26 protein-coding genes and 1 tRNA gene are annotated in these 25,748 nt (G+C 29.8%); 9 read left to right on the top strand and 18 right to left on the bottom strand.

Annotated elements, in window-relative coordinates:
• Nucleotides 1-124: 124 nt before the first annotated feature.
• From FAY47_RS13145 to FAY47_RS13115, 8 genes are all read right to left on the bottom strand, one after another.
• Nucleotides 125-199: transfer RNA gene (locus FAY47_RS13145), tRNA-Glu, on the bottom strand.
• Between the two features lie 64 nt (nucleotides 200-263).
• Nucleotides 264-1,190, bottom strand: coding sequence for an alpha/beta hydrolase (locus tag FAY47_RS13140; protein WP_143317332.1), 927 nt, complete (start codon nucleotides 1,188-1,190; stop codon nucleotides 264-266).
• A 151-nt stretch (nucleotides 1,191-1,341) separates the two neighbouring features.
• Nucleotides 1,342-1,494: a hypothetical protein gene (locus FAY47_RS20335; RefSeq protein WP_185966834.1), complete on the bottom strand. Its 153-nt coding sequence runs from the start codon at nucleotides 1,492-1,494 to the stop codon at nucleotides 1,342-1,344.
• Nucleotides 1,495-1,957: 463 nt separating this feature from the next.
• A complete protein-coding gene (locus FAY47_RS13135) occupies nucleotides 1,958-2,818 on the bottom strand; it encodes an NAD(P)/FAD-dependent oxidoreductase (RefSeq protein WP_143317330.1) in 861 nt (286 codons plus the stop codon).
• A gap of 3 nt (nucleotides 2,819-2,821) precedes the next feature.
• Entirely contained in the window at nucleotides 2,822-3,139 is a 318-nt protein-coding gene (trxA, locus tag FAY47_RS13130) for a thioredoxin (RefSeq protein ID WP_143317327.1), read from the bottom strand.
• Between the two features lie 130 nt (nucleotides 3,140-3,269).
• Complete coding sequence (locus FAY47_RS13125; protein ID WP_143317325.1) at nucleotides 3,270-3,515, bottom strand: hypothetical protein; 246 nt, start codon at nucleotides 3,513-3,515, stop codon at nucleotides 3,270-3,272.
• Nucleotides 3,508-5,388 (bottom strand): LTA synthase family protein, encoded by a 1,881-nt coding sequence (locus FAY47_RS13120; RefSeq protein WP_143317323.1) that lies wholly within the window; start codon nucleotides 5,386-5,388, stop codon nucleotides 3,508-3,510. Before FAY47_RS13120 ends, FAY47_RS13125 begins: the two co-directional genes overlap by 8 nt.
• Nucleotides 5,389-5,620: 232 nt before the next feature.
• Nucleotides 5,621-6,499 (bottom strand): DMT family transporter, encoded by an 879-nt coding sequence (locus FAY47_RS13115; protein WP_185966833.1) that lies wholly within the window; start codon nucleotides 6,497-6,499, stop codon nucleotides 5,621-5,623.
• A gap of 108 nt (nucleotides 6,500-6,607) precedes the next feature.
• Here FAY47_RS13115 and FAY47_RS13110 point away from each other — a divergent pair, with 108 nt between their 5' ends.
• From FAY47_RS13110 to FAY47_RS13100, 3 genes are all read left to right on the top strand, one after another.
• On the top strand, nucleotides 6,608-7,405 hold the full coding sequence (locus FAY47_RS13110) for a histidinol-phosphatase HisJ family protein (RefSeq protein WP_143317320.1): 798 nt from the start codon (nucleotides 6,608-6,610) through the stop codon (nucleotides 7,403-7,405).
• Between the two features lie 177 nt (nucleotides 7,406-7,582).
• Nucleotides 7,583-8,830, top strand: a complete 1,248-nt coding sequence (locus FAY47_RS13105) for an ammonium transporter (RefSeq protein WP_143317318.1) — start codon at nucleotides 7,583-7,585, stop codon at nucleotides 8,828-8,830.
• A 12-nt stretch (nucleotides 8,831-8,842) separates the two neighbouring features.
• Entirely contained in the window at nucleotides 8,843-9,181 is a 339-nt protein-coding gene (locus FAY47_RS13100) for a P-II family nitrogen regulator (protein ID WP_143317316.1), read from the top strand.
• A gap of 38 nt (nucleotides 9,182-9,219) precedes the next feature.
• Here the strand turns inward: FAY47_RS13100 and FAY47_RS13095 are convergent, their stop codons facing one another.
• The 6 genes from FAY47_RS13095 to FAY47_RS13070 all read right to left on the bottom strand — a co-directional run bounded on the left by FAY47_RS13095 (nucleotide 9,220) and on the right by FAY47_RS13070 (nucleotide 15,845).
• Nucleotides 9,220-10,389: a GGDEF domain-containing protein gene (locus FAY47_RS13095; RefSeq protein ID WP_143317314.1), complete on the bottom strand. Its 1,170-nt coding sequence runs from the start codon at nucleotides 10,387-10,389 to the stop codon at nucleotides 9,220-9,222.
• A gap of 124 nt (nucleotides 10,390-10,513) precedes the next feature.
• Complete coding sequence (locus tag FAY47_RS13090; protein WP_243129621.1) at nucleotides 10,514-12,139, bottom strand: cell shape-determining protein; 1,626 nt, start codon at nucleotides 12,137-12,139, stop codon at nucleotides 10,514-10,516.
• A gap of 127 nt (nucleotides 12,140-12,266) precedes the next feature.
• Nucleotides 12,267-12,797: a permease gene (locus tag FAY47_RS13085; protein ID WP_143317312.1), complete on the bottom strand. Its 531-nt coding sequence runs from the start codon at nucleotides 12,795-12,797 to the stop codon at nucleotides 12,267-12,269.
• Nucleotide 12,798: 1 nt separating this feature from the next.
• Complete coding sequence (locus tag FAY47_RS13080; RefSeq protein WP_143317311.1) at nucleotides 12,799-13,275, bottom strand: permease; 477 nt, start codon at nucleotides 13,273-13,275, stop codon at nucleotides 12,799-12,801.
• 87 nt (nucleotides 13,276-13,362) lie between these two features.
• Nucleotides 13,363-14,661, bottom strand: a complete 1,299-nt coding sequence (locus FAY47_RS13075; RefSeq protein WP_143317309.1) for a homoserine dehydrogenase — start codon at nucleotides 14,659-14,661, stop codon at nucleotides 13,363-13,365.
• Between the two features lie 83 nt (nucleotides 14,662-14,744).
• Nucleotides 14,745-15,845: an AI-2E family transporter gene (locus FAY47_RS13070; protein WP_185966832.1), complete on the bottom strand. Its 1,101-nt coding sequence runs from the start codon at nucleotides 15,843-15,845 to the stop codon at nucleotides 14,745-14,747.
• 166 nt (nucleotides 15,846-16,011) lie between these two features.
• Here FAY47_RS13070 and zupT point away from each other — a divergent pair, with 166 nt between their 5' ends.
• The 3 genes from zupT to FAY47_RS13060 all read left to right on the top strand — a co-directional run bounded on the left by zupT (nucleotide 16,012) and on the right by FAY47_RS13060 (nucleotide 17,329).
• Nucleotides 16,012-16,788 carry a zinc transporter ZupT gene (gene zupT / locus FAY47_RS13065; RefSeq protein ID WP_143317305.1) on the top strand — a complete coding sequence of 259 codons (777 nt, stop codon included), beginning with the start codon at nucleotides 16,012-16,014 and terminating at the stop codon, nucleotides 16,786-16,788.
• Nucleotides 16,789-16,870: 82 nt separating this feature from the next.
• Nucleotides 16,871-17,047 (top strand): hypothetical protein, encoded by a 177-nt coding sequence (locus FAY47_RS20330; protein WP_185966831.1) that lies wholly within the window; start codon nucleotides 16,871-16,873, stop codon nucleotides 17,045-17,047.
• Nucleotides 17,048-17,083: 36 nt separating this feature from the next.
• Entirely contained in the window at nucleotides 17,084-17,329 is a 246-nt protein-coding gene (locus FAY47_RS13060; protein WP_185966830.1) for a spore coat protein, read from the top strand.
• Between the two features lie 48 nt (nucleotides 17,330-17,377).
• Here FAY47_RS13060 and FAY47_RS13055 read toward each other — a convergent pair whose 3' ends face one another.
• A complete protein-coding gene (locus FAY47_RS13055; protein ID WP_143317301.1) occupies nucleotides 17,378-19,135 on the bottom strand; it encodes a helicase-related protein in 1,758 nt (585 codons plus the stop codon).
• 167 nt (nucleotides 19,136-19,302) lie between these two features.
• On the opposite strand from FAY47_RS13055, the gene FAY47_RS13050 reads away from it, so the two are divergent.
• Genes FAY47_RS13050 through FAY47_RS13040 form a run of 3 tightly spaced genes read left to right on the top strand, consistent with a single transcriptional unit; the run spans nucleotide 19,303 to nucleotide 21,656 of the window.
• Entirely contained in the window at nucleotides 19,303-20,214 is a 912-nt protein-coding gene (locus FAY47_RS13050; RefSeq protein WP_143317299.1) for a patatin-like phospholipase family protein, read from the top strand.
• A 10-nt stretch (nucleotides 20,215-20,224) separates the two neighbouring features.
• Nucleotides 20,225-21,091 (top strand): DUF5685 family protein, encoded by an 867-nt coding sequence (locus FAY47_RS13045; protein WP_143317297.1) that lies wholly within the window; start codon nucleotides 20,225-20,227, stop codon nucleotides 21,089-21,091.
• A gap of 43 nt (nucleotides 21,092-21,134) precedes the next feature.
• Nucleotides 21,135-21,656 carry a J domain-containing protein gene (locus FAY47_RS13040; protein ID WP_143317296.1) on the top strand — a complete coding sequence of 174 codons (522 nt, stop codon included), beginning with the start codon at nucleotides 21,135-21,137 and terminating at the stop codon, nucleotides 21,654-21,656.
• Nucleotides 21,657-21,702: 46 nt separating this feature from the next.
• Here FAY47_RS13040 and FAY47_RS13035 read toward each other — a convergent pair whose 3' ends face one another.
• The 3 genes from FAY47_RS13035 to FAY47_RS13025 all read right to left on the bottom strand — a co-directional run bounded on the left by FAY47_RS13035 (nucleotide 21,703) and on the right by FAY47_RS13025 (nucleotide 25,727).
• Complete coding sequence (locus FAY47_RS13035; protein WP_143317295.1) at nucleotides 21,703-24,306, bottom strand: YhgE/Pip domain-containing protein; 2,604 nt, start codon at nucleotides 24,304-24,306, stop codon at nucleotides 21,703-21,705.
• A 263-nt stretch (nucleotides 24,307-24,569) separates the two neighbouring features.
• On the bottom strand, nucleotides 24,570-25,355 hold the full coding sequence (locus FAY47_RS13030) for a hypothetical protein (RefSeq protein ID WP_143317293.1): 786 nt from the start codon (nucleotides 25,353-25,355) through the stop codon (nucleotides 24,570-24,572).
• A 3-nt stretch (nucleotides 25,356-25,358) separates the two neighbouring features.
• Entirely contained in the window at nucleotides 25,359-25,727 is a 369-nt protein-coding gene (locus FAY47_RS13025; RefSeq protein ID WP_143317291.1) for a hypothetical protein, read from the bottom strand.
• Nucleotides 25,728-25,748 lie beyond the last annotated feature (21 nt).

The following is a 25,748-nucleotide window of genomic DNA, read 5'->3' as shown; positions in this document are numbered from 1 at the left end:
TGTCTTAAGCTAATGGTTGGCACTATCAACCCCCATATCGGACTTTCACCGACTAGTACGTGCCCATGCTGGGCACACATAAAAAAGCCCCAAACGAGTAATATACTCATTTGTGACTTAGTAATGGTAGTCCATAGGGGAATCGAACCCCTGATTCCACCGTGAGAGGGTGGCGTCTTAACCGCTTGACCAATGGACCAGAACATGAATTAGTATACCACAGATATCCTCACTATGGAATTCCTAATATCGGTCATTTTATCCTAAATATCAGCATTATTAATAAAATCATGGACCATTCTTTCATATTCTTCCTTTTTCTCCCTATATGAAGTCAAATGTACTGCATTTGGAACAATAAGTATCATATCACCTTCACGATTCCTTCTTTTATACATATCTATTGCCATATTAACAGGAACCTTTTTATCAGCATCACCATGTATAAAAAATATTGGCACTTCACTTTTAGCTATGGCATTTATTGGACAAACATCCTCAAACTTAAATCCACATCTTCTTTTAACCTTCAAATTTAAAAGCCAATAAACTAGTCCAAAAGGTACATAGTCAACTTTAGAGAATTGGTATCTCATTAATTCCTTTCCTGATGAATAACCACAATCCTCTATTACAAATTTAACTTTTCTATTTCTAGCTCCACATAAAAGAACAGTTGCAGCTCCCATAGATTGTCCATGTAATCCTAAAAATAATTCTTCACCTTTTCTCTCTTCAAGAAAGTTAATCCATAAATTTAAATCTTCTTTTTCTTTATACCCATAAGTTGCATATTTACCTTCACTTTCACCATGAGATCTTTCTTCAACCAATAATATATTAAATCTTTCCTTTAAAAACATAGGAATAAAAGGCATATGAAGATAATGATTAGCACTATACCCATGTACTAATATTATATATCTATTACTATCCTCAAATCTCTCTATTAAATGTCCACAAAGATTCAATCCATCCTTCGATGTTATAAAAACATCCTCCATTTGAAGATTTTCAAAATATTCTTCATTCCAAAGCCCCCAATTATTTAGCCTTTTAATTGAATCTTCTTTGGTCTTTCTTCTAGCATAAAATGCTTCCTTAAATGCATATTCCGATGCAAAGTGAAGAAAAATCGAAAAAACTATAGTAAAAACTATTAATATTGCTATTAATATTGATAATATCATATCTAGAACCCCTCATCTCTCCATTTATATCAATTTATACTATTTTATATTATAGCATCATTTTTTGCAAATAAAAAAGAGCAGCTTATAACACCATAAAGCTACTCTTTTTCAAAATAAAATAGACAAATCCATTTCTATTCCTTTCCAATTAACCTTGTAATTTTTGAGCTAATTCTTTTAACTCATCAAAAGTTAATTCTGATAAATAGGATCTCCTTAGTTCTGCCTCAGCTAGTCCACGATCTTTTCCTAAAGTTAATATGGTAGTGATATACATTTCTCTATAATCTCTTACTGCCATACCCCCCACCTCCTTATATTCAATTTATTAATATACTCTCATACTATGTAAGAAACCAAGATTTAATTACAAGTATTTGAATATTTTTTTATTACAATAATTATTATACTACATAATTTGAAATTTTCAAAATATTTTATTTCATCTTTAACTTTTCCTTCATTTTTAACTAAAATAGCATACTTATCGTTATTCTGCAAAATTTTTATGCCAAAACACTCATTAATAAAAAGAGTTTTTTCTATTTTACTTTATTTTATTTTGCAAGAAATATATTCTTTCTTGTCAATTTTCTCACTTTAGCATGTTAAAGAACCCATCAATTCATTTTGTTATATTTAACTCCATATATTACATATTATATTATAATATTCTTCTACAATTTACTATATTATAATGAAAACCTTAACTTAAACTTAATATAAATATAAAAAAGTTTGCAAACCTATATGTTTGCAAACTTTTATTTTAATTTATCCAAATACGATACAGCACTAAGTGATGCAATATTACCTTCACCTGCTGCCTTAATATACTGATAAGGCTTTCCAACACAGTCTCCACAAGCAAATAACCCTTTAAGATTGGTAGTCATTAATCTATCAACCTTAACATGACCTTCTTCTTCCTGCAATCCTGGCACAAGTTGCGCTGGTGAAATAGCATCTTTTAATAGAAATACACCATCTGTAAGAATTTCTCTATCTTTTAAGATAAGCTTATTTACTTTACCTTCTCCTTGAACTTCAACCGGTCTATCTTCTACAAGTTCTATATTATCATTTAGCTTATAGTCTCCTTTATATAAAGGAATATAATATACTTTAGAAGCTATTTCACTTACGTAATTTGCTTCCTGTTCTCCTTCTTCATTTGAAGACACTATACAAACAACCTTTTCTTTATAAAGAGGAGCATCGCAAGTTGCACAGTAGCCTACACCTTTACCAAGGTATTCAAGTTCGCCAACTAGTGGCTTAGAAAATTCAACTCCTGTAGCTAAAATTACAGACTTAGCTTCATACATCTTTTGATTTACCATAAGAGCAAAATAATCACCCATTGAATAAATATTGTTTATTCTCTCTTCTGTTATTTGTATATCCATATCTTCTATATGTTTTATAAATGCTTCTCCAAGTTTATCTCCAGATGAACCTGGAAAACCTAAATAATTATTTATTTTCGGTGCCTTTTGGATTTTTGAACTTAAATTTTTGCTGCCAAAAAGTATAAAAGATTTTTTTCTAATCTTAGCATTAAGGGCAGCTGACAATCCAGCCGGCCCTGACCCTACTATGGCAATGTCATATCTTTCAGACATATCCTATAAAACCTCTTCTATTGCTTCCTTTAATGCATCTTTTGGTAAAAATCCAACCTTAGTATCTACTTCTGCACCATCTTTAAATATTTTTATTGTTGGAATGTTTTGAACTTGATATTTATTAGCAATTTCTCCACTTTCATCTACATCTAATTTAACTATTTTAACACTTTCGCACATTTCAGTTTGTAATTCTTCCAATATTGGTGAAAGCATCTTACAAGGTGCACACCATGTAGCAAAGAAATCTACAACTACTACTCCTTTACTATTTAATACTTCTTCTGTAAAATTACTAGTATTTATGTGATTTAACATATAAACTCCTCCTTATACCCCTTAGGGGTATGTATCTTTTTCTTAATTTTACTCCTGCAAGCAAACCTTGTCAAATATAATCAAGTAGTAATAGTCTTATTTTAAGATTTATTGTATTATTTTATACCTGCTACATCCACATCTTTACTAAAATTCTTTCTATATTTCTAGCTAAAACATTATAAATCAGTATCAGTCCACCACAGTAAATAGTATTTAATATTACTGGTTTCAAGTTCTTCTTTTCTTTAAATGCTTTAAAGCTCCTGCTTATTAAGAATATCGCAATAATCCAAGGAATAATTCCTTCAACAGATATCATAGGCATAATAAAACATAATCCAATTAAAATATATAATATAATCTTTTTAGTCATTTAAATCCGCCTCATCTCTATAATAATTTCCTCTAATCATCTTATCACTAATACCTATAAGACTCTTTACCTTCTCTTGTTCTTCTGGAGTAAGTCCATCTTGCTTTAAATCATAATTTGATAATAAAGCGTAATCTTTATTTGTATTAAGAAGGTTTCTTCCTATAGTTAAGTTGCTTGAATATTGTTCTTTTGGTGCTCCAAATAAATAAGCTACAGTTGGCAATGTATCTACTTGTCCACCTTTTACCGAAAATGTTTTTCCTTGAATATCTTTGTTATAAACTATTAACGGAATTTTTCTATCGTCTTTTTCCATCCAAGGTTCTAATCCCTTAGTAGCACTTACTTCATCACCATAGAATTTATGAACACCTTCGTGGTCTCCATACATTACAACAACTGTATTATCAAGAGCTCCACTTTCTTCAAGATCACTAAGTAATTTTCCAATATATCTATCTGTATAATTTATTGATTGAAAATATCCACCAAGTTTTGTTCCCTCTAAATTTTCTGGAAGCTTTAGATATCTATCATTTTCAGGCATATCAAAAGGACTATGACTAGTTAATGTTATTGTATATGCCATATAAGGTGACTTTTGCTTTTTAATTACCTCGCCAAATTGTTTTAAATAACTTTCATCTGATACTCCAAGATTTATAACATCTGAGGTATCATAGTCTGATGCATCTAATAACTTTTCGTATCCCATAGATCTAAGGCTAGTCATCCAGTTCCAGTATGATCCTTTATCAGGATGTGATGCTAAAGTACTATAACCCATATTCTTAAAAATATTAGGCAAAGAATATTTATAAGTATTTGTTGGATATCTAAAGAATGTTGCACCTTCTCTTACTGGGAAAACTGATGTATTTGTCATTAATTCTGCATCAGAGCTTGTCCCTCCATATGTTTGCTCATAAAAATTATTAAAATATAAAGAGTTTGAAAGCAACTTATTTACATTTGGAGTTATTTCTTGTCCATCTACTTTTTGATTAATTACACAATTTTCAAGAGACTCCCATTGTATTACTAATAAGTTTTTGCCTTTAAGCATTCCTGCATATTCATTATCCGGTTTATTTTCCTTTAAACTCGTTAATGTATTTCTAACCTCTTCCTTTTCATTTGAATCAAATTTATAAGGCTTTGATTGCTGATAAAAATCATATCCATCATATATATGATATCCAATTGGAGTTAAATTCCCCATTGTTTGATTTGGGCTCCAGCTTGTCCTAAACAAAAATTGCCCTTCAAATCCACCAGCTTTTCTATCTAATTTTATATGTAAATATGTCAAAAACGAAAATGAAACTAATAAAATACATAAAGCACCTATAACATTTCTAGAATGCTTAGTATAAGTTTTTCTGTTTTTTATATTTTTAACAGCCATAATTACTAAATCAATTAAGAATAATCCATCTACAAGTCTAACCATTGATACAATTGAACTTCCTAAGTTATCTAAATTACTTGTCATACTAAACATATGGTAGTTTAAGAATACTGAATTTGATCTGTAATACCACATATCCCCTATAACTAGTATCGTGAATAAAAGATTTAAAGTCCAAAAGCTCCATTTCTGTACCTTTCCATTAAAAAATAGCCCTATTGCTACAAAAGCAGCATTAATAGCTAGCCATGCTCCAAGTGGTGGCATAGAGAAAAATATAGATTTTAAATGTATTCCATTCGCCTTATCATCTGATAATAGAGCTAGAAATAACAGTGTTTTTATCAATATAATTACTAAAGTAAGTAAAAAATCTCTATTTTTTATACCTTCAAAAAATTTATCTTTTATCCTAGTAGGAATATTTCTATAAATTACTTCTTCTTTATAGTTCAACATTATTTTGTCCTCCTTATTTTATCTATATAGCTATAGTAACATAAACTTAATATATTAAAAATTAATTATTATTTCATATTTCTTAATTTTTTGGGTATACATATAAATTTTTTACACATAATAAAAATGATCTCACAATGTTAATGTTATCTTGAATGATAATATATTCTCATTCTCACGTAACACAATGAAAAGTCTGACTTTAATAGCCAGACTTTTTTCCATTTTAAATTCAGTTTTTCTTTTCATCCAATCTCTTGTTATAAATAAATATATACAAAGATGCTAAAAATATTATTCCATATCCAACAAAACTCCATGCATCAGGTAAAATTCCAAATATAAAGAAGCTAAATATAGCTGCAAATCCTATATTACTATAGTCAAATATAGAAATTTCCTTTGCAGGTGCATATTTATATGCATAGGTAATACCAAATTGACCAAGACTAGCGCTAAGCCCTGCCCCCATAAGATATAAAAATTGTGTAAATGTCATATATTCATATGTTACTATCATAAATGGAAATATCATTATGCTTGATAAAAAAGAAAAATAAAACACTATTGTCTGTGGCTTTTCTTTTCCACTTAATGCTCTAACACAGGTATACGCTCCAGCAGCTGTTACTCCTCCAAGAATTCCTATTAAAGCTGGCATTATTTCTAAATTAAATCGTGGTTTAACCACAAATAAAACTCCTATGAAAGCTATTATTAATCCAATTATCTGTTTAGGTTTTATCTTTTCATGTAAAAATAAAGCTGAAAATATTATTACAAAAAATGGACTTAACTTATTTAACATATTTGCATCAGATAAAACTAAATGATCTATAGAATAAAAGTTAAATACTATTCCTGCTGTACCGAGGGTTGACCTTAATACAAGAAGTTTTTGATTTTCTTTCTTTCCAAAAAGGCTTTCTTTGCTTTTTATAATCATAACAAGAGCAATAAATAAAGATACTAAATTTCTAAAAAATGTTTTTTCAAAGGGAGGTAAATCCCCTGCTAACTTTACGAATGCCGACATAGCTGCAAAACCAAAAGCAGATAAAGTTATAAATACTATTCCCTTCGTTCTACTACTAAAATCCAATTGTTTCACCTCCAGTATTTTGTAGTATATTTAGTTTAGCAAATTATAAGTTCATTGTATATTCTTTCATAAACATATATAATAATAATAACGTTGTAATTACTTAGGAGGATTAAAATGTACAATGATTACCACATGCACAGCTATTTTTCAGCTGACTCAATCACCCCTATGGAATCTATGATTGTTAAATCAATAGACTTAGGATTAAATGAAATTTGCTTTACCGATCACGTAGATTACGATATTATAGGAAACCCTAATGTTTTTATAGATTACGATAAATACTTTGAAGAATTATGTTTCTATAAAGAAAAATATAGAAAAAACATCTCAATAAAAAAAGGTTTAGAAATTGGCTTACAGCCTCACATTCTCCACAGATGTTCAAAAGAAATACAATCTCATGATTTTGATTTTATAATAGCTTCAATTCATACTTTAGAAAGATTAGAGCTTTATACATGTGACTACCACAAAGGTAAAACTCAAGAAGAAGTCTATGATAAATATTATTCAACATTATTTAATATAATAAAAAATTATAAAGATTATTCAGTTCTTGGTCACTTAGATTTAATTAAAAGATATGGAGATTACCCTACTATCTTAGATGACTCTATTTTTTCTGATTACTTTAAGTCAATATTAAAACAGGTAATTGAAGATGGAAAAGGAATAGAAGTTAATACTTCATGTTTTAGATATGGCCTTCCTGATTTAACACCATCTACTTATATACTTAAACTCTACAAAGAACTAGGTGGAGAAATATTAACTGTTGGATCTGATTCCCACGTAACTAAGGATATAGCTACAAAGTTTCAGCAAGTTCATAATTATCTTAAAGAATTAGGATTTAAATATGTATGTGAATTTACTAAAATGGAACCAAAATTCACCAAGATATATTAACAAAATGTTAATATCATAGAATTTGTGTTAATAAACAATTAAAAGTATTTCTTTATTTTTTAATTTTTGATATCATGTACACATAAAATTTAAATAACAGCTATCAAAGGAGATAGTGATTATGTCTTAAAAGACACAATCGCTATCTCCATTTTTTTTAGAAAGGAATGATATATTATGACAACAAATTTAGGAGATAGTGCTTTTGTATTAGTAAGTACGGCTTTAGTATTTTTAATGACTCCCGGACTTGCATTTTTCTATGGAGGCATGGTTAGACGTAAAAATGTATTAAATACTATTCTTTCATCTTTCTTTATATGTGGACTTGCTTCTGTATTATGGATAGTAGTTGGTTATTCATTATCTTTTGGTGATAATATAAAAGGAATAATCGGTGGATTTAATCATTTATTTTTTAACGGCGTTAGTATGGAACCTAATGAGCTTTACGCAGCAACCATTCCCGAAACACTTTTTGCAGCTTTTCAAATGATGTTTTCAATTATTACTCCTGCATTAATCACAGGAGCTTTAATTGGCAGAATGAAATTTAGTTCTCTATTTATCTTTATAACTGCATGGTTGTTATTAGTTTACTACCCTCTTGCACATATGGTATGGGGTGACGGTGGAATCTTAAGAGAATTAGGTGCTGTTGACTTCGCTGGTGGTAATGTTGTTCATATAAGTTCTGGTATTTCTGGACTTGTTGCCTGCATTATCTTAGGCAAAAGACGTGGTTATGGGCTAATCTCCTACAAACCTCATAATATACCTTTTGTATTTTTAGGTGCTGCTCTTCTATGGTTTGGTTGGTTTGGATTTAACGCTGGAAGTGCTTTAGGTTCAGGAGAACTTGCTGTGCATGCTCTTCTAACTACTAATACTTCTGCAGCTGCTGCATTACTTTCGTGGATGTTAATTGAAAAAATCAAATTTGGAAAAACGACTTTACTAGGGGCTGCTACTGGTGCAGTAGTTGGACTTGTCGCTATAACCCCTGGTGCTGGATTTGTACCTATTTGGTCTTCTTTAATAATTGGAGCTTTAGTAAGTCCTATTTGCTTCTTCTTTATGTCAGTAGTTAAATCTAAATTTGGATATGATGATGCCTTAGATGCATTTGGATGTCACGGTATTGGTGGTGTTTGGGGAGGAATTGCAACAGGAATTTTCACTCAAGCTTCAATAAACCCAGCAGCTCAATGGAACGGTCTTATTTTTGGTGATGTTCACCTTTTTGTAGTACAAATTATAAGTATTATAGTAACAATTGCCCTTGCATCTATTATGACATTTATCATACTTAAGGTTATTCAATTATTTATGGATCTTAAAGTATCTGAAGCAGATGAAGCTAATGGATTAGATATATCTGAACACAGTGAAACTGCTTACCCATCATTTACAGGACTTGACTAAGGAGGTAATAATATGAAGAAAATTGAAGCAATAATTCGTCCTTCAAGGCTAGAAGCTCTAAAAGATGAACTACATGAAGCCAAAATATCAGGACTTACCATATCTCAAGTTTTAGGCTGTGGTCAACAAATGGGTTGGACAGAACAGTATAGAAGCAATAAGGTTTTAATAAATATTCTACCTAAGATAGAAATCAAATTAATAGTTGATGATGATAATGTAGATAATATTGTTGATCTTATAATAAAAGTCGCTAGAACTGGTGAAGTTGGTGACGGTAAAATATTCATCTCAAATGTAGAAGATTGTATAAGAATCAGAACAGGAGAAAGAGGTAAAGAAGCTTTATAAATACCAAAAAGAAGGATAACTAAAAGTTTTCCTTCTTTTTAATTCACTTTTTTCATTTCACTTTTTAACATTTCTCCTTTAAATATACTTATATTATTTCCGCCATTCTTTTTGCTATGATACATTGCAATATCTGCAAACTTTATTAGTGTCCCAATATCATCAGTATCCCTATTAAATATGCTAACCCCTAAGCTGGCTTTAATATTATAAGAATAACTTTCTTGATTAATATAATAAGTATTTAAAGATCTTAAAATAGCTTGTCCTAATCTTTCGATGTTCTCCTTAGAAATATTATCTTCTAGTATTATCAAAAATTCATCCCCACCTAATCTACCTATACTTATAGCTTCATTTTCATGCTTTCGTAAAATGGCTGCTACCTTATGAAGAACTTGATCCCCTAGATTATGTCCTAAATTATCATTTAACATTCTAAAATTATCTAAATCCAAAAAGAAAATAGCAAAGTCTTTTTTCCTCTTCTTTAAATTAGTCATATGATTATATATACTATATCTATTTTTAGTATCAGTTAACACATCATAGTTAGCTAAGTATCGCATTTCATCTAAATAACTTTTTCTGTCACTAACATCTATAATTATAACTGCAATGGTATCGTTTTTCATTCTGCATATAGAAATTTTAATCCATTTATTATCTCCTATGCTTATATAATCTTCAAGTTTATACTGACCATCCTCTTCTATATCCTTCAACGCTTTTTCATAATCATATTCTTTCCCAACATATTTAGTTAAAAAAGTCTTTAAAGAATACTTCAGTAGTGCTTCTCTTCTTTCTTCTAATATACCTATTAATGCTTTATTCACCTCCAAAACTTCAGCATCCTCTAAATTTCCCAATTCATCTCTTACTATTTTGAAATAAGCATATCCAATATCTATACAGTTTAGTAATTTTTCATACTTATTTTCAGTTATTTTTTTTGATACATCTCTTTTAATAAAAAAATTTTCAAAGCAGTTATAATTTATATCTTCTTTCTCAAATTCAGATTTTTTTTTCATAGCCTTATATAATAGAAAAATAAGTCCAAGAGCTGTAAGATATTCAAGTACTAAATTTACTATTGTAAATCTATCCAAATGAAAGTCATCAATAATCGAATTCAGGTATAAGAAGTTTGAAGTGCTTATGATCAAGAGGATTAATAATACAATCTTATTATTAGTTTTCATTCTCCCCTCCTAGTTGGAAATATTCTTACCGTTCCCCATTATTATACAACTTTTACATAAAAATGCAATAAAAAATATCTAAAAGTTAAAACATGTATAACTTTTAGATATCTTATTCATTCTACTACTTTAGACTTAAATTTTCAAAATTATCTACTATTATATATTTACTATCCTTAACGCTCATATATTTTATAGAAACTCTATCACCAACTTTACTTAAAGCCACTTCTCTAGAACTATCTGTAGACACTGTAAATACTTTCTCTTGATTCTTTAGTTTTATATCATATATACTAACACCGTCTTTAATGACTACACCTATTCTTTCAACTTCACCTTCAATGGCTTCTGTTTTATTTGAACCATCTAATGAAACATTGCTACTTGCAAGTACATCTAAATATTTATTTAAGGCACCTTGAACAGTATCTGCTACTGCTACAGTATTATAATTTTTTACATCCACCATTGCATACTGCTTAACTAATCCATTTGAATCTTTCAATGTAGTAAAGTATGTTGCTTCACCTTGTATATTAATTAAATATGGTAATGTAGCTCTATAGCCATATTGCTGAACTTTACCTTCTGCTGATTTCATAGCAGCACTTTCTGTAGCTCCTGCTGTTTTATACATAGTTGTCTTTCCTGTTTTTGTATTTGTTAACATAAATCCAACTAAGCCTTCATCGTTACCTACAGAAGTAATTCCTGTATAATAGAAACACTCATTTTTATTAAAAATAACATTCATATCATCTGTTGACTTAAGTTTGTCCTTATCACCAAAATTAAACACCCCATGAACTAATTCTCCCCATTTGTCTACATAATTTAAGATATAATTTTCTGGTTGAATTCTATCTACCCATGAAGGCATGTTATCTATATCATAAATCTCTGAATCTCCAGTTTGTGCATCCATTATCAAAGCCCCAATAGCCTTTTTTTCTTTAAATCCAATAGCATTATCATATCTTGTTATAACCCAATAAGGTTTTCCTTCATCATCAAGCTCAAAAGTAAAATCGGTATGTCCAGCTTTCATATCTCTAAGATATGCTGCTCTGTGTAGATCACTTAAAATATATGCCGAATCTAAATATTTTATTTTTAATGCTTCACCATTAAGCTCTGTAACTAATTGCACATCATTTTCGTTTGTTGCACTTACCTTAATATAACCGCTTGTACCTTTACTATTTGTAATCCACTTAATTAATGATGAATGTTCAAGTGGAGCTACATAATAAAGTTCACCATCTAAACTTTGTAAATTTAACTCTCCTATAGTTACTTGACTACCTAACGAAGGTATCTCTCCAAGTTTTTTATCAGCTAATTTTGCTGCAAGTTCTTTATCTATTGTTGGAAGTTGTTTTAAATCAATATGATCTATTTCCTTTGAAAACTCTACTTCATCCACTGTGCCAATTAAATTTCTATGATCTTTATAGCTGATAATTGGACTAAAGTATAATGATAAACCAGCATAAATTATAGCTGCCGCTAAGCCTACTAAACCTAATTTTTTCATAGAGTGAGTTAATCCATATATTATGGAGAATAAAACAAAAGGAATTACAATTATAAATGCATTTAAGCTAACATCAAGAATTAAATGTGAATTTAAAAGCTCAAGTAAAGCAATAACCACATATATAAAGAATAGTCCCTTAAGATATCCTTTTACTGATCCTCTTTTTGTATTAATATTTTTATTTTTCTTAAATCTTCCCAAAAACATAGATAGAATATCTCTTATTTTTTCTTCGTAAAAATTGCCATTATTCATAAACTCTCCACCCTTTTCTATACTCATTATTAAAGTGTTTCAATTATAACATAAAAAGTTATTTAAAACCATATAATATTTAAAGTTTTTTTGCATTTTTATAAATTTCATTTTTTTCATCTTTTGAAAGACTTTTATTTATAATATAAGCAATTATTATAATACTAATAATTTCAACTGTTAATCTTATTAAAGTAAACTTTATCCCTAGAGAGGATATTTCAATTAATAACATAGGCACCTTTGTTGAAGCCCAAGCTCCTGTAAATATCATAACGTTTTTTATAGATGCTCCTTTTCTAAGGAACATAGCTGCAACAGGAAAAGCTGCATATATAGGTCCTGCTGCAAAGGAGCCAATTAAAAATGCTACAATACCACCTTTAACACCAGATTCCTCCCCTAAAAATTTCATCATCCTTTCTCTAGGTATCCATATATCCATAAGTCCAAGCAAAACAAAGACTGGAGGCACAAGCTTTATAAGCTCCCATACATTATTTAAAGTTCCTTTAATAGCTAAAATACCTACTTCATTATTAATTAAATACATGATTAATAAAATCATTATACATACAATCACATATTTATATCTTTTAAGTATATACATCTTACCACAATATCTCCAATGCCATTGCTACCATTAAAGCCACTACTACACCAAAAAGATTTCTCATTAAGGTGGCTTTTTTACCCCAGTACTTTTCTTCTAATGGGATAGTTAATAATCCTATCATCATTATAGCAGAAACAAAAGCTCCAACCTGTGGAACTCCAGCACCTTTGTCTATAAGAATTGCTCCTAAGGGGAAAGCTATAAAACCTGCCATCATGGTAACTGCTCCTATTAAAGTAGATAACAATACTCCTATAATCCCAGAGCTTGGTCCAATAAAATTTACAATGGTATCTTCATTAACAAAACTTAAGGAAATTCCTACTGCTGTCATTACACAAAGTACCATTGGCAAAATGCCTTCAAATGCCTTCCATCCCTTGATTAATGCCTTTTTTGTCTTCTCCTTATCTTTAATAAAAGATATTATAGTTAAAACTGCAGCTAAAACATACAATATACCTTGAACCATAATTTTTCTCCAACAATTATTTACTAATATAATAATATAATATACCACTCTCCATTGTGCACTAAAAAAAGAGCCCTAAGGCTCTCTCTACTCAAATTCCTCTATTCTTATTAAATTTTCTATACTTTCAACTGCATTTAACTTACTTAATTCATCTAAGGCTTTTCTCACCTTTTCTTCAGTTGTCATATGAGTAACTAATACTAAAGCAACTTTACTCTTATTTTTTATTTCACCCTTTTGGATTACAGAGTGCATACTAACTTCATAGTTTCCAAATACTGCACTTACCTCACCTAAAACACCTGGTCTATCTTGAACAGTAGCTCTAATGTAGTATTTGCTTTCCACATTAGCTACATCCATAATCTCTTTATTCCATAAATTGTTCTTAACAACCGAAATAGGATTATCTACATCTATGTTTGTTCTTACAATTGATATTATATCTGCAACTACAGCACTTCCTGTAGGTAAGTCTCCTGCACCTCTTCCATAGAACATTAAATCTCCTACGGCATTTCCTTTTATAAATACTGCATTAAAGGAATCATATACATTTGCTAACGGATGAGTTTCTGGAATCATAGTTGGATGTACACGAAGTTCAAGCTGTCCATCTACATCTTTTGCTATTGCAAGTAATTTTATTACCATTCCAAAGCTTTTTGCATATTCCATGTCTACATCTGTTATCTTAGTTATTCCTTCTCTATAAACCTTAGAAACATCGATCTTAGTTCCAAAAGCTAAAGATGCTAAAATAGCTAATTTATATTGAGCATCATATCCTTCTATATCTGAAGTTGGATCTGCTTCTGCATATCCCATTTCTTGAGCAAGTTTTAACACATCATCAAACTTGCCATTTTCAAGTTCCATTTTACTTAATATAAAATTAGTTGTTCCATTTACTATCCCATATAATTCTTTTATTTTATTTCCAGTTAAACTTTCATTAATAGCTTGAATTATTGGTATACCACCTGCTACACTAGCTTCATAATTGAACATTACACCTTCTTCATCTGCTTTCTTGTAAAGTTCATCCCCATTAGTTGCTAGAAGCATCTTATTTGCTGTTACAATTTGTTTTTTTCTGCTCATAGACTTAAGCATATATTCTCTAGCTGGTTCTATAGCACCCATAACTTCAACCACGATTTTAATAGAATCATCATTTAAAATTTCATTAAAATCTGTTGTAACTATTCCATCTGGTACTTCTACTCCTCTTGGCTTATTTATGTCTCTTACAAGGACTTTAGCTACTTCAACTTTAAATCCAGAACGCTTCATTATCTCTTCTTCGTTTTCTTTTAAGATATTCCAAACGCCACGCCCAACATTACCTAAACCTAATAATGCTATCTTTACCTTTTTCATATTTACATTTCCCCCTTCTTACTTTTCCCCAACTTTTTATATACTTTTTTATTATATTACTTTTCTAGCAAACTTTCTAGACTCTATACATCTTTTTCCCCTTTAATGGTTCCATATAAAACAAAAGCCCCAAGGAAATAAAAGGTTCCAAGAAAACCTACAGGTGTAAAAGCTAAGAACAATGCAATAATAATAACTAATGGATGAACACCTAAAAATGAAGATACTAGTTTTTGCTCTAAGAATTGTCTAATAGCAACTGCTCCTATATATCCTATAACCATTATTATGGCTCCCTTTATATTACCAGAAGCTAAGTTTATAATGGCAATAACGCTATAAACCATACCTGCTCCAATTAGTGGAAGAGCATCTAAAACCGCTGTTAATATTCCTATAACAACAGCATATTTCATACCTATTACCATATAAATGAAGGAACTATATATTCCGATTACAGTAAGTATAATAGAATAAGCTTTTATATATCCCCCAAAGATTTCATTTCTCTTTTTCTTTAGGCTTCTCATTAGAATTAAACCTTTTTCTGAAAAAGCACCTTTAATTTTAACAAGAATATTATCTATTTCTTTAGTAACAAAGAATGTAGAGACTATTGTAATAATAGTTATAATCACACCAGTTGGTATTGAAACTATTATATTTATTATATTTTGAACGAGCTTTGCTATAATTGATGTTCCAGCTGAAATAATTTTTGAAACTCCTTCATTAATGTTTTGAGCTATATCAGGATTTATATTATCTACATTATTTAAAATATCTTGAACTTTTTCCTTAGCTACACTTAGTACATTATTCATTGTTTCTTTATCAGTTATATATGTATAATAATTTTTAAGCTGATCTATTATTTGATATCCTATAAAAAATAGTAATATACCCAAAATACTTACTAATAAAAGGGTTAATACTAAAGATACAAAACCTTCTGTTAGTTTAAATTTTTTAAATCTTTTATTTATTGATAGTATTCTGTTTTTAATAGGTCTTAATATTAATGCTATAATTAAAGCTATTACTAATGGAACTGCATATTTAATTCCAAATAGCAATATAAAAAAACCTATAGTATAAACTAATAAAAATTTAAACAATCTTCTAGTATTATTTATTAATTCTGGCGAAAGATATTCTCCTATACTTTTAAAGAAACTTATCATACTATTAGTATCTCCTTTCCCATTTATATTATTAAGCATTATAAAATATAAAATGATATTATACAAGCTTATTTATCATAAGTTTTTATTAAAAAAAGTAAAATGGGCATTTTTAATATTTTGTAAAATAAACATATTATTGATAAGTAATTTGTAGGAGTTTAATATGTTTGATTTTCATTCCATAATGCCAATATTTCTTTCCCTTTTTGCTGGATTATCTACAGTCATAGGGGCTTTTATAGTTTTCTTTTCAAAATCTGGCAGTAAAAAATTAATCACCTTTGCTCTAAGCTTTTCTGCTGGAGTAATGATAACAATTTCTTTTACAGACCTTTTTCCTACTGCTGAAGAAACTTTATCCAAAAACTTTGGTAAATTTAATGGCGTTTTATTAGCACTTTTATTTCTTATTATTGGCACATTAATAGCTTTTTTAATCGATCATTTTATTCCATCTGAAGAAAGTAAACAACTTATAGATAAAAACAACACAAACCTTTATAGAGTTGGTTTTGTAACCATGATTGCATTAATGCTACATAATTTCCCAGAAGGCATAGCAACATATGTTTCTGGTTATCAAAGCACCACTCTTGGAATTTCCATAGCCTTAGCTATAGCTCTTCATAACATTCCTGAAGGAGTATCTATTGCTATGCCAATATACTATTCAACAAGAAGCAAAAGTAAAGCTTTTAAATATACATTCCTGTCAGGTATAGCAGAACCTGTTGGGGCAATATTAGCTTTTCTATTTTTAAAACCTTATATAAACGACTTTATTTTAAGTATAGTTTTTGGAATTGTAGCTGGTATAATGCTTTATATTTCCTTTGAGGAACTTATTCCAGAATCAAGAGTTTACGGATTTAATCTTCTTTATATATTTTCCTTAATTTTAGGTATTTGCATTATTCCTATTAGCCATATTTTCTTATAATATGGTGATTTTTATGAAGAATAATAAACATTTATGACGGGAAAAATAAAATTGTTTCTAAGATTAAAGGAGGTAATTTTCAATGACAGAAAAAGAACTTTTGTATTTGGAAGATTTATTAGGTGCTGAAGAATTAGCTCAAAAAAGCTGCTCAAATCACAGTTCCTGCACTCAAGATGCGGACCTTAAAAATCATTTTACTAACTTAGCAAATTATCATAAACATAACATATCAACATTATATCAACTATTAAAATAGTAGGAAGGTGATTTACTAATGCTTGGAGAAAAAGAAATGACAAACGAAATATTAACCCTTGAAAAAAGTTTAGCTTCTCTTTATCAACTTGGAGTACAAGAAGCTAGTACCGACCCTCTTCGTTATGATTTTAATAAATTATTGAATCAAACCTTAGATAAACAAAACGAAACTTATAAACTTATGGTTCAAAAAGGCTGGTATAAAACAGATCAAGTTCCTCAAAGTTCCATAGATAAAGTTAAAAATAAATTTGCACAAGTAGTGCAACCTGGTCAATAATATAATTTTTAAGAGGTATTTCAAACTTTTGAAATACCTCCTTTGTTTTTAAAGTTTTACTAAAATCTCATTAATTTGCTCACTTACATTAATTCTTTCGTCATAAATCCACTGAACATCAAATTTTAAGTTAAACAATTTACAAAATGAATAATACATATTAATCTTTTGATAATATATTTCTAATTCGTCTAAAGTTCCACTTAAAACAGTTGGTCTAGATATCTCTTTAAGCTTAGCTACAAATAACTCATCTACATAAAATAAAAACTGTTCCATAAGATCATCATTAGTTACATCAAAAGGAACTTTAAGTAATTTCCACTGAGTTTCTTCTTTAAGCTTATATCTTTTTAGCCTATCTAAAATAATTATATAATCGGAAATATCCATCTTTCTATAATAATCAAGCTTTTCTTTTCTAGTGCTCCAAAGAGCCAATTTTTCTATTAATGGCAAAGTTTTAATTCTCAAAATAGCTTCTGATGGTCCTATTACGGCCTCTGTTATCTCTCTATCCTTTTCTCTTATTTTATCCTTTAAGAATTCACTATTGTTACCACTAGCAGCAACGTAACCTACATCATAAATTCCTTTTCTTCCAGCCCTTCCTGCTATTTGTTTAACTTCCTGAGATGTTAATTCTCTTACCTCTTCTCCATCAAACTTTTTAGTTGATAGGAAAATTATCCTTCTTATAGGAAGATTAACTCCCATACCGATAGCATCTGTGGTAATTAAAATCTTTGTCTCTTTATTTATAAATTGCTCATACTGTTTTCTTCTAACTTCAGGTGGAAGATCTCCATAAATTATACTTGCCCTTTCTCCTCTTTCAGAATATTCCTGAGCTAAGCTTAATACTCTCTTTTTAGAAAATAATACTATTGCATCCCCTTCTTCTATATCTCTATGACTAAACTCCTTATCTTGAACTTCAAGAGGAATACTTCTTTTATACTCCTTAATTTCATATGGATCTTTGCAATCATCTAATATTTTCTTTATGATCTCTTTTGCATTTAATGCACCACATACATGAATTTCTCGAGCCCTTATTCCAAGTAACGCCCTGCTCCATGCTGCACCTCTTTGAGAATCATCTATCATTTGAATTTCATCTATTACTGCAACTTCATATTGTTTCTTTAAATTAAGTTTTTCTATTGTGCAAGATACATGAGTTGAACCTTCATGAGTAAGCTCTTCTTCTCCTGTTTGAAGATCACATACTACTCCTTCTTTATTTAACCTTTCATAATTTTCTAAAGCTAAAATTCTAAGAGGAGAAAGATAAACTCCATTTTTGCACCCCTTTAATCTTTCTATGGCGTTATAAGTTTTACCTGTATTAGTATCTCCTAGATGAATAATAAACTGCCTATTAATCCCCCTAGCTTCCCTATATTCATCTTTAGGGTTTTCAGGGAAGTTCTTTTCAAATTCTTCAGATATCATCTTTGGAATATGCTGCTTTGTAAGTACAGTCATTATTCCTGAGTTTAATAGAGAATTATAATTTCCTCTAGCAACTTCATAATAATCGAAATCACAGTTATTCTTTTTATTATAATCTTCTAAAATCCTCTTGCCTATATGCTCTAGGATTTCATTATATCTATCGAATACCTCTTCATATTCTTTAAAACCATCCTTCTCCATCTCCATTAATAAAAGGATCTTTTTTCTTACAGCAGATTCATGCTCATGAAGAGCTCCACCTTTTGAATGATGTGCTATCTCTTCTATTTGATTTATTTGACTTTTAAGTTTCTTAAATTCTCTTTGTGCTGCATTTCTCTTCATATAATTAATTTCCTCCAATAGAATATAGTCTATTTATATCTTTTTCCATTTCTATATTTTTATTATACTAAAAAAAATGTTTTTCTAAAAATTTCTTTATTTATAATAGCAACTTTCTTTTTATTACATAGATTATTTGTAGAGAGTTTTAAAAGGAGGCTGACATTATGTCTACCTTTAGAATTATCTCTTTTGATGGAGGTGGAGTTAAGGGAGCTTTATCTACAAGCCTATTAAAAAGGCTATGCACTGATAATCCAACCCTTGTAGATAAAACAGCACTCTTTGCTGGCACCTCATCAGGAGGGCTCATTTCACTTGGTTTAGCTGCTGGTTTAAATAGTGATGAAGTTAATAACCTTTTCTCATATGAAAATGCAAAAAATGTTTTTACCCCTAAGAGGATTAACCTTTTTCATCCTCGCTTTAAAAATAGAAATCTAAAAAAGCTTATGTCTTCCATAATAAGTTATGATAAAACAGCCCTTGGTGATTTAGATAAATATGTATTTATACCCTCTTTCAACGTTAAGGGAGTATCTAGAAACCATTGGCAAGGTGTGTTTTTTAATAATCTTTCCAAAAAATATCATTGTAATGAGAAAATCCTAGATGTTGCCCTTGCTACTTCAGCTGCACCAACTTATTTTCCTTCTCATAACAATTATATAGATGGAGGCATTATAACAAATTCACCTGCTATAGCTTCTGTTATAACTGTGATTCATAAATTTCCAGAATACAATTTAAAAGATTTTCGAGTTCTATCAATTGGCACTGGAAGTTCTCCAAAGAAAATTTCAGAAAACACTAAAAACTGGGGAATATTAAATTGGACACTAAGACCCTTTTCCACTGTGAAGTTACCCTTAGTATCTGTTTTATTAAATGATGCTGTCCCATTAGAAAATCTTTATTCAAAAACACTCCTTGGCGACAATTACTTTAGAATTAATCCTGAACTTCCAATAGATATAGAACTTGATGACTATAAACAAATAAACTTTTTAAAAAATGTGGCTTATAAATATGATTTAACTAAAGCTAACAATTTTATAAAAAATGTATTTCTCAAATAGGAGGCCCTTTGTGTTTGGTTATATAACTCCAGTTAAAGACGAACTTAAAATAAAGGATTATGAAACCTTTAGAAATTATTACTGCGGTCTTTGTATGGCTATAAAAAATAACTTTGGCAATATTCCTAGAATAGGGTTAAATTACGATGCTACATTCTTTGCAGTTTTACTTGATTCTTTATATAAAGAACCCACAAACACCTATAATTCTTCCTGTATAAAGCATCCAATAAAAAAGAGAACTTGCATTAAAGAAAATATTCCTTTGACCTACACAGCTAATTTAAATATAGCATTAATTTATTATAATGCATTAGATGACGTTATAGATGATAATAATTTAGTAAGTAAAACTATATCACTAGTTCTACTTCCTTACAAAAGAAAAATGATTTACAACAATATAGATAATATAGTAAAGACTAACTTAAACGAGCTACATTCTATGGAAACTTCAAATAATTCTTTTCCATTAGATGAAATAACTCATCCCTTTGGGCATATAATTGGAGAAATTTTAAAGGAAGCTCCCTTTACATTTAATAGGGATACTCCTAAAATCCGTAATAGTCTTTATACCTTTGGTTATTCCTTTGGAAAATGGATTTACCTTATAGATGCCTTAGACGATTTGAGAAATGATATGGATAATGGTAAGTTTAACCCTATTGAAAAATCATATAATAAAAAAAATCTACCTTATGAAAGACTAGTTAAAGAAATCAAAGAAGCTATGGATTTTCTTTTAATGGGTCTTGCCATGAACTGTAGTGACCTTTTAAAAGAACTACCTATAGAAAAAAATGAAGGCATTATTTATAATGTCATAAATCGAGGACTAATAGAAAAATACATGAATATTTATTATAAGTTATAATATATTTACTATATATCAATATAAATATGAGGAGTATATATTTATGGATCCTTATAAGGTTTTGGGTGTATTACCTCACTCTTCTGAAAAGGAAATTAAAGATGCATATACAAACATTTTAGAAACTTACAACCTAGATAATCTTGAAAATGATTCCTTTAAATCCTTTAATGAAGAAAAAATAAATGAGGCAAATGAAGCCTATAGAATTATCACTAATACTATGACATGTGAGGAGGTAAGAGATCTTATAGAAAGAGATGAATTTGTAGCAGCAGAAGCTAAACTAAATATGGTATCTGACTTTTCTTCCGCAGAATGGAATTATTTAAAAGGAATACTCTTAATCAAAAAAGGTTGGATTGAATCTGGTGTTAATCACATAAAAAACGCTGTTACTTTAAATCCATACAACGATGAATATGCAGCAACCATAAATAAGTTAAATGAAAAAATCGGCAACTTTAAAAATAGCAATACATCTTCCACTCAAAGTCAAAGTGGCATGTCAGGTCTTTGTGGTGGAAACAATAACAACAGCAGTAACAAAGGCGGATTATGTTAATAATTTATTAAATAAAAAAAGACTGGAAATCCAGTCTTTTTTATTATTAGTTGTTTCCTTCTTTTCTTCCTTCAATCACTCTTTGCATCTTTTCTCCAAAAGTTGCACCAGCTATAGAAGTAGCTAAGAAAACAATCAATACTATTGCTAATATTAAGAAATCTTTTCCAACTACGCCGTAGTTAATTACTGTAGCAGAGCTTATTTCTCTTAAAGCTTCTACTGAATAAGTAAATGGCATAAATGGATTTAATACTACGAAGAATTTTGGTACTAATTCTAATGGGAATGTACCAGCACATGCTGTTAATTGCATGATTAGTAGTACTATACTTAATAATCTTCCTGCATCGCCGAACAATGAAATTAAACATTGAACTATGGCAATATACACAAGTGAGAAGAATATTAATGATCCAAAGTATAAACCAATATTTCCTGGAGCCAAGCCTAAAGCCATTATAACTACACCAACAAGAACAGCTTGTAAAACTCCAACAAATCCAAAGGATAAGAATTTACCAAATGCCTTATCGAACTTACTTGCTCCTTCGTATTGTTCAGTCTTAGCTGAAATTACGAAGAACATCATTATAGCTCCTATCCATAAAGATAGATTTGCAAAATATGGTGCAAAACCTGTTCCATAGTTAGGAACTGGATTTATAGGTGCAACTTCTAGATTTACTGGAGTTGCAACGAATGTTCCCATATCTTCTGATGTATTTTTCAATCCATCATTTAATTCACCTGAACCATCCTTAAGCTTAGTAGCAAGCTCATTTGAACCATCATGAAGTTTTGTAATACCATCTTTAAGGTCACTTTGCCCTGATACTAATTTGTTTGAACCATCATAAAGTTTATTAACTCCATTCTTTAATTCTGGTACTTTTCCACTTAATGTACTAATACCATCCTTAAGGGCCCCTTGACCTGACACTAATTTATTTGATCCATCATAAAGTTTTGGTACTCCGTCTCTTAATTCTGGCACTTTTCCATTTAATGTATCAATACCACCTTTAAGATCTCCTTGTCCTTTAACTAACCTATTTGATCCTGCATATAATTTCGATGCACTCATATTTAGTCCTAGGTTTTCAGGATTTCCATCTGTACCAGTAACGCTAGCATGTAATTTAGCTAACCCAGCATACTCTTCTTGAAGACCTGGAGTAAATTTATTATCTAAACCTACCTTTAAGGCACCAGAGCCTTCACTTAACCTACCAACACCTGAATTTATTCCAGTAATAAATTTATTATATCCACCAATTAAAGTATTAACACCACTTGTATATTGTGAAACTCCTGCATTATATGTGTCTATACCAGTAGCAAAGTTTGAAACACCTTGTTTCAACTTAGCAACACTAGCTGCTGATGCATCATTTGCTGCATTTACATTCTTGATTATTGCTAAAGCCTCGTTAGTCTTTCCTTGGTTTAGATATTGTTCAGCAAGCTTTAAAGCTTGAGCAGAAGTTGTAGATCCATCTATAAGTTTATCTACTCCACTTTTAACTTGGTCATACCCGTTTTTTATATTTGTGGAATTTTCTACTATTTTAGTACCAAATGCATTAACTTTATCGCTTCCCTTATTTAATTCAGTCATATATTGAGAATCTTTATCTAACATTGCTTGCATTGACTTAAGACCAGTATCTAATCCACTTACACCTGGATAAATTAAAGTTGTGTATCCAGAATAAATTTGTTTAATTCCACCATTTAGCCTAATCACTCCTGAAGTTAAATCTGGTGCTTGACTATTTAGTTTGGTTAAACCATCATTAAGTTGAATCTGTCCATCATATAATTGATTAGATCCGTCGCTTAACCTTTTAGCTCCATCCACAAGTTCAGGAACTTTACCATTTAATTTCGTAATACCATCATTAAGTTGAACCTGTCCATCATATAATTGATTAGATCCATCATTTAACTTATTAGCTCCATCTACAAGTTCTGGTACCTTTCCATTTAGCTGAGAAATACCATCATTAAGTTGAACCTGCCCATCATTTAATTTGCTAGAACCATCATTTGCTGTATTTAAACCATCATTAAGTTGTCCACTACCATCAGCTGCTGCATCCATTCCATCTTTAACCTTATAAAGATTATCAAAAGCACCTGACACATAAGTTTCAGTAACTGTTTTTGTTATTTCTTCCTTTAAGGCACTTTCTACCTTTGAGTTAACTTGTGATGCTAAGAAATTTTTCTTTTCATTACATACAAATCTTAAATCTGCCTGCTTTGGAGCACCCTCCTTGGCACTTATTATGTCCTTTGAAAAGTTTTCAGTAATTACTAATTTTGCATAGTACTTATTACCTTCTAACCCATTACTTGCATCTTCATCTGATACGAATTTCCAACCTACTCTGTTGTCATCTTTAAGCTTATCAACAAAGTCATTACCGTAGTTCTCAAATTTACCATCTAAATTAGCACCATGGTCTAAGTTTACTACAGCAACTGGCATGTCTTTTAATCTACCATATGGATCCCAAAAGGCATCTAAATATAATAGAGAATATAATAAAGGCACTATTATGATAGCTATGACACTTACTCTTATAAACCTATTTTTGAATATACCTTTTATATCTGATCCTGCTATTTTTAAGAAATTCATTCTAATACCTCCTTCCTTCTATGTGTTTTTCCATTTGACAATTATAAATTTACACCTAAAATGACTAATAGTCAAGTTTATTTTGCTAAAAAAATGACTAATTGTCTATTTTCTTTTTGTAAATGTTTTCTTTGTAAATTTTTTCATTAAATTAACTAATAAAATATTAAAATAATATCTTTACCTATATTATTTATGTACTTAAATAACATAATTTTAGTTTATACCAACAAAAAAACTGGATTTCTCCAGTTTTTTTACTATTATTCTGCACTTTGATTTCCATTCATTTTTTGAAGTTCTTTTTCATTAGCTTTTTCTGCATACTTACCTGTAACAGCTTTATTTTCATCACTGCCTTCTTTACTTGAACTAACTTCACTATCATCATCTACATGCTTTTTAGCCACTTTAGCCATCTCACTTATTTTGCTATTGATATTTGCATCAATCCTTGCTGCACTAGCAGTAATCTGTTCAGCTCTTTTATGTGTAAATGACTTTTCACTTGGATTATTTCCCAAATAATTTGATTCTATCTTTTCCTGAGCTTTAATTTGTCTTAAACTATGAATTTGTCTTTCAGAAGCACTAAGATTAATTAAATCATAAAGACTTCTCGAAATAACAACTCCATCCTTTGTAACATCGCCCTTTTTATTATTAGGACTGTTTTTTTCTTCTTCAGCCTTTTTCTTTTCTAGCTTTTCCTTTTGCTCATCAATTTTTTCTTGTTTCATTTGAGCTTTAATTTGATCAATCTGTGTCTGAACATCCTTAATCTTACCATTTATATCTTTAAGTCTAGCTTTCTTTTGCTCTGCAGTTAAGTTTGCATGCTCTATTTCTTCCTTTTTCTTCTTATATTCTTCCTTCATCTTTTCAAGATCACTTATAAATTTAAGTCTATTTTCATTTCTCTTTTGCTTAATTGCTTCTGAATCAACCTTTAAACTTGATTTGTTTTTGTCATCAGTTTTTGATTTACTCTTAGTATTTCCATCGTTACCAGTAAAGCTAAGTCTAACATTTGAACTATCGATTTTCATTTTTTAACCCCTTTTCACTCTATCTAAGGGTTCACTATTTCTCTCAAACTTTTCATTTAGTATACTATTTATTCTAGGACAATTTATAATCTTTTCTCTAACTATACGTCCAACCGTGTTGTTTTCCTTAATTAAAGAAGTTAGACTAGAAGATACAATAATGTCCTCATCATAATCTTCACCGTTATCTCTCTTAATGTCTTCATTCTCTTTTCGTATCTCTTGTAGAGCATTCTTAAAGCTCTTCTTTTTCTTGTTAGAATCATTTTTTCTTCCGTCGTTAACTGCTGGAGTTATGGCTGTAGTTTTTTTAATTCTACTATGTCCTCTTTCAATTTCTTTATTTAGTACAAAACGAATATTATCTGTCATTTTATTAGTTCCCCCTTTCAT

This window comes from Clostridium sp. HBUAS56017, from assembly GCF_007115085.1.
Lineage (GTDB): Bacteria > Bacillota > Clostridia > Clostridiales > Clostridiaceae > Clostridium > Clostridium cibarium.
The sequence above is the reverse complement of the archived record's forward strand: the minus strand, read 5'-3'. Positions and strand labels throughout refer to the sequence as shown.

Excerpts from the sequence above, each read along its gene's own strand:
- FAY47_RS13140 (WP_143317332.1), bottom strand. The coding sequence starts at position 1,190 with ATGATATTATCAATATTAATAGCAATATTAATAGTTTTTACTATAGTT.
- FAY47_RS20335 (WP_185966834.1), bottom strand. The coding sequence starts at position 1,494 with ATGGCAGTAAGAGATTATAGAGAAATGTATATCACTACCATATTAACT.
- FAY47_RS13135 (WP_143317330.1), bottom strand. The coding sequence starts at position 2,818 with ATGTCTGAAAGATATGACATTGCCATAGTAGGGTCAGGGCCGGCTGGA.
- trxA (WP_143317327.1), bottom strand. The coding sequence starts at position 3,139 with ATGTTAAATCACATAAATACTAGTAATTTTACAGAAGAAGTATTAAAT.
- FAY47_RS13125 (WP_143317325.1), bottom strand. The coding sequence starts at position 3,515 with ATGACTAAAAAGATTATATTATATATTTTAATTGGATTATGTTTTATT.
- FAY47_RS13120 (WP_143317323.1), bottom strand. The coding sequence starts at position 5,388 with ATGTTGAACTATAAAGAAGAAGTAATTTATAGAAATATTCCTACTAGG.
- FAY47_RS13110 (WP_143317320.1), top strand. The coding sequence starts at position 6,608 with ATGTACAATGATTACCACATGCACAGCTATTTTTCAGCTGACTCAATC.
- FAY47_RS13105 (WP_143317318.1), top strand. The coding sequence starts at position 7,583 with ATGACAACAAATTTAGGAGATAGTGCTTTTGTATTAGTAAGTACGGCT.
- FAY47_RS13100 (WP_143317316.1), top strand. The coding sequence starts at position 8,843 with ATGAAGAAAATTGAAGCAATAATTCGTCCTTCAAGGCTAGAAGCTCTA.
- FAY47_RS13095 (WP_143317314.1), bottom strand. The coding sequence starts at position 10,389 with ATGAAAACTAATAATAAGATTGTATTATTAATCCTCTTGATCATAAGC.
- FAY47_RS13090 (WP_243129621.1), bottom strand. The coding sequence starts at position 12,139 with ATGTTTTTGGGAAGATTTAAGAAAAATAAAAATATTAATACAAAAAGA.
- FAY47_RS13085 (WP_143317312.1), bottom strand. The coding sequence starts at position 12,797 with ATGTATATACTTAAAAGATATAAATATGTGATTGTATGTATAATGATT.
- FAY47_RS13080 (WP_143317311.1), bottom strand. The coding sequence starts at position 13,275 with ATGGTTCAAGGTATATTGTATGTTTTAGCTGCAGTTTTAACTATAATA.
- FAY47_RS13075 (WP_143317309.1), bottom strand. The coding sequence starts at position 14,661 with ATGAAAAAGGTAAAGATAGCATTATTAGGTTTAGGTAATGTTGGGCGT.
- FAY47_RS13070 (WP_185966832.1), bottom strand. The coding sequence starts at position 15,845 with ATGATAAGTTTCTTTAAAAGTATAGGAGAATATCTTTCGCCAGAATTA.
- zupT (WP_143317305.1), top strand. The coding sequence starts at position 16,012 with ATGTTTGATTTTCATTCCATAATGCCAATATTTCTTTCCCTTTTTGCT.
- FAY47_RS20330 (WP_185966831.1), top strand. The coding sequence starts at position 16,871 with ATGACAGAAAAAGAACTTTTGTATTTGGAAGATTTATTAGGTGCTGAA.
- FAY47_RS13060 (WP_185966830.1), top strand. The coding sequence starts at position 17,084 with ATGACAAACGAAATATTAACCCTTGAAAAAAGTTTAGCTTCTCTTTAT.
- FAY47_RS13055 (WP_143317301.1), bottom strand. The coding sequence starts at position 19,135 with ATGAAGAGAAATGCAGCACAAAGAGAATTTAAGAAACTTAAAAGTCAA.
- FAY47_RS13050 (WP_143317299.1), top strand. The coding sequence starts at position 19,303 with ATGTCTACCTTTAGAATTATCTCTTTTGATGGAGGTGGAGTTAAGGGA.
- FAY47_RS13040 (WP_143317296.1), top strand. The coding sequence starts at position 21,135 with ATGGATCCTTATAAGGTTTTGGGTGTATTACCTCACTCTTCTGAAAAG.
- FAY47_RS13035 (WP_143317295.1), bottom strand. The coding sequence starts at position 24,306 with ATGAATTTCTTAAAAATAGCAGGATCAGATATAAAAGGTATATTCAAA.
- FAY47_RS13030 (WP_143317293.1), bottom strand. The coding sequence starts at position 25,355 with ATGAAAATCGATAGTTCAAATGTTAGACTTAGCTTTACTGGTAACGAT.
- FAY47_RS13025 (WP_143317291.1), bottom strand. The coding sequence starts at position 25,727 with ATGACAGATAATATTCGTTTTGTACTAAATAAAGAAATTGAAAGAGGA.